At 60.9% G+C, this 2,593-nt stretch carries 2 protein-coding genes and 1 pseudogene; 2 read left to right on the forward strand and 1 reads right to left on the reverse strand.

The genetic code is table 11. The annotated features are described in order from the left end of the window. Positions 1 to 92: pseudogene (locus AC1DUU_RS29020) on the forward strand (entericidin EcnAB); the annotation flags it as partial. 456 nt (positions 93 to 548) lie between these two features. Here AC1DUU_RS29020 and AC1DUU_RS29025 read toward each other — a convergent pair. After that, positions 549 to 1,121: a TetR/AcrR family transcriptional regulator gene (locus tag AC1DUU_RS29025; RefSeq protein WP_476786784.1), complete on the reverse strand. Its 573-nt coding sequence runs from the start codon at positions 1,119 to 1,121 to the stop codon at positions 549 to 551. Between the two features lie 215 nt (positions 1,122 to 1,336). On the opposite strand from AC1DUU_RS29025, the gene AC1DUU_RS29030 reads away from it, so the two are divergent. Next, positions 1,337 to 2,593 (forward strand): efflux RND transporter permease subunit (locus AC1DUU_RS29030; RefSeq protein WP_476786785.1); only part of this gene is annotated, 1,257 nt, incomplete at its 3' end.

A 2,593-nucleotide genomic window follows, 5' to 3' on the forward strand; every position in this document is an offset into this window, starting at 1 on the left:
TGTTTGCACTGTCGGCCTGCGCCAATACGGTTAGAGGTGCCGGAAAGGACGTCAACAATACGGTAGACGCTGTCGAAGACACCGTCCGATAGGAAGGTAAGCACTTATCCTCAGATCAAGGGCCGGCTCGACGAACAAGCGCGCCGTCTCGAGTCCACAGCGGACGGCCCCTCGTTCGATACCTTCGTCACGCGCGAACGAGCAGCGTCGCCATCAAATGGCGGACGCTCGGTATTAGGTTGGGAGAGACTACCCGCGCCAGCCGCCCAGCCGTGAACCAAGAAATAACGGTGCTCTGAGTCTCATCGAGCCCAGTCACGATGGCCTCAATGGGGGTGAAAAGTCGATCATCGCAGATGACGGCATAGCGCCCCGAACAGGACGTTCAGGCAAACTTTGCCTTCGCGCAAAAGCGGACGTTAAGGCCGAGACCGGTGAATGGCCGCTTCGCGTCCCTTGGATCGTTTACATCAGGTCCCTGGAGCGTGATGCGAGGGTCGCGTTACCAAGCGGGAGGCTGGCGGCTCGGGGATAACGCCGCTGCCATGCTACGCCAAAAAATCGCCGACGATCATATCCGCAACCTTCACGAAGCGCGTTGCGGCTCCACCAGGCCCGGCGCTGCGCCAGTTCGTCCGCGCGCCCTCGACCAGAAGCGTCAACGCATCGACCAGCAGTTCGGCGTCGGCGGCGCCGGCAGTACTGCAGAGCTCGATCAATCGCACCCGGTAAAGGCTGCGAAGGTCCTCGACGAACTGCCGCGCGGGATGGTCGATCTCGACCAGTTGGGCTGCGGCATCGAGAAGCTCGCAATTGCAATGTTCGACGGTGACGAATTCGCCGGCGCGGCGGACCCAGTCGCTCAGTTGCGCCTTGGGATCACCGGGATTGGCGGCCTTGATCCCCTCCCAGAAGGCTTCAGCTTCGGCTGCAGCCTCCTGCAGGCAGACAAACACCAAGTCGTCCTTCGAGCCGAAGTGGCGGTAGAGCGTCATCTTGTTGCTGTTTGCGGCCTCGGCGATGGCATCGACACCAATGCCCTTGATGCCATGCTTTCTGAACAGGTCACGCGCAGCGTCGATGATCCGTTCCCGTGGTGGACATTTGACAGCAGCTGTCATCAACGTTTCCTCGCTTCCAATCTTGTCGCTGGAACGCCCTTGACAATGTTACCGATCCGTAACATTTATCCTGTTACTAGATAGTAACATCCACCTTCGCAAGTCAATATCGGGTTGTTCAAGAGCAGCGCACGGTTCCGTGTGCTGCAACGGTTTTTCGTTGCCGTCCCCAAGGCAGCCATCGACCATCACGAGCCGCCTCGGAGAGAGCCATCATGGTCAACTTCTTCATCCTACGGCCGATCTTCGCCTCGGCGATCGCGATCATCATGGTGCTGGCAGGCGCCATCTCCTACTTCCTTCTGCCCGTCGCGCAGTTTCCCGACATCACCCCGCCCCAGATCGTCGTCGCCGCCAACTATCCCGGCGCCAGCGCGCAGGTCGTGGCCGATACCGTGACGACCCCGCTGGAGCAACAGCTGAACGGCGTGCCCGGGATGCTCTACATGTCCTCGACGAGCTCGAACGACGGGTCGGCGCGCATCATCATCTCGTTCCAGGTCGGTTATGATGTCGACATCGCCGCCATGGACGTCCAGAACCGCGTCTCGCAGGCAGCCCCCTCCCTGCCCGCCCTGGTCAACCAGGCCGGCGTTACCGTCATCAAGCAGAACCCGAACTTCAACGTGCTGGTCAATCTCAGCTCGCCTGACAAGTCGGTCGATTTCACCACGCTGTCGAACTACGCCTATCTGCAGATCCTCGACCCGATCAAGCGACTGCCCGGCGTCGGCGACGTCCAGTTCTTCGGCGAGCGCCGCTATTCCATGCGCGTCTGGCTCGACCCCGACAAGATGGCGAGTCTCGGCGTCACCGCCGTCGATGTACAGAACGTCATCCAGGAGCAGAACATCCAGGTCGCGGCCGGCAAGATCGGCCAGTCGCCGGCTCCATCCGGAACGCCGTTCGAGATGCAGGTGAGTGCTATCGGTCGCCTGAGCGACCCGCAGCAGTTCGGCGAGATCATCCTTCGCGTCGATCCTGAAACCCACGCCGCAATTCATCTGCGCGACGTGGCGCGTATCGAACTCGGCGCTCTGTCCTACTCGTCGTCCTTCAGCCTCGACGGCGAGGACAGCGTCGTGCTCGCGGTTCTTCAGGCCCCGGGCTCCAACGCGCTCGACCTGCAGAGCAGTGTCAAGGCCAAGATGGACGAGCTGTCGAAGCGCTTCCCGTCCGGCATGTCCTACAACATGTTCTACGATACGACCCGCTTCGTTTCCGCTGCCATGGACGACGTGGTCAAGACGCTCGTCGAAGCGCTGCTGCTCGTCGTCTTTGTCGTCTTCATCTTCCTTCAGAGCTGGCGCGCCACCATCATCCCGATCATCGCGATACCGGTGTCGTTGATCGCCACTTTGACGGTGATGTATCTGCTCGGCTTCTCGCTGAACATGCTGTCGCTGCTCGGGATGGTGCTGGCCATCGGCCTGGTCGTCGACGACGCGATCGTTGTCGTCGAGAACGTCGAA

Source organism: Aminobacter sp. P4_H6_2 (assembly GCF_056400805.1).

Excerpts from the sequence above, each read along its gene's own strand:
- AC1DUU_RS29025 (WP_476786784.1), bottom strand. The coding sequence starts at position 1,121 with ATGACAGCTGCTGTCAAATGTCCACCACGGGAACGGATCATCGACGCT.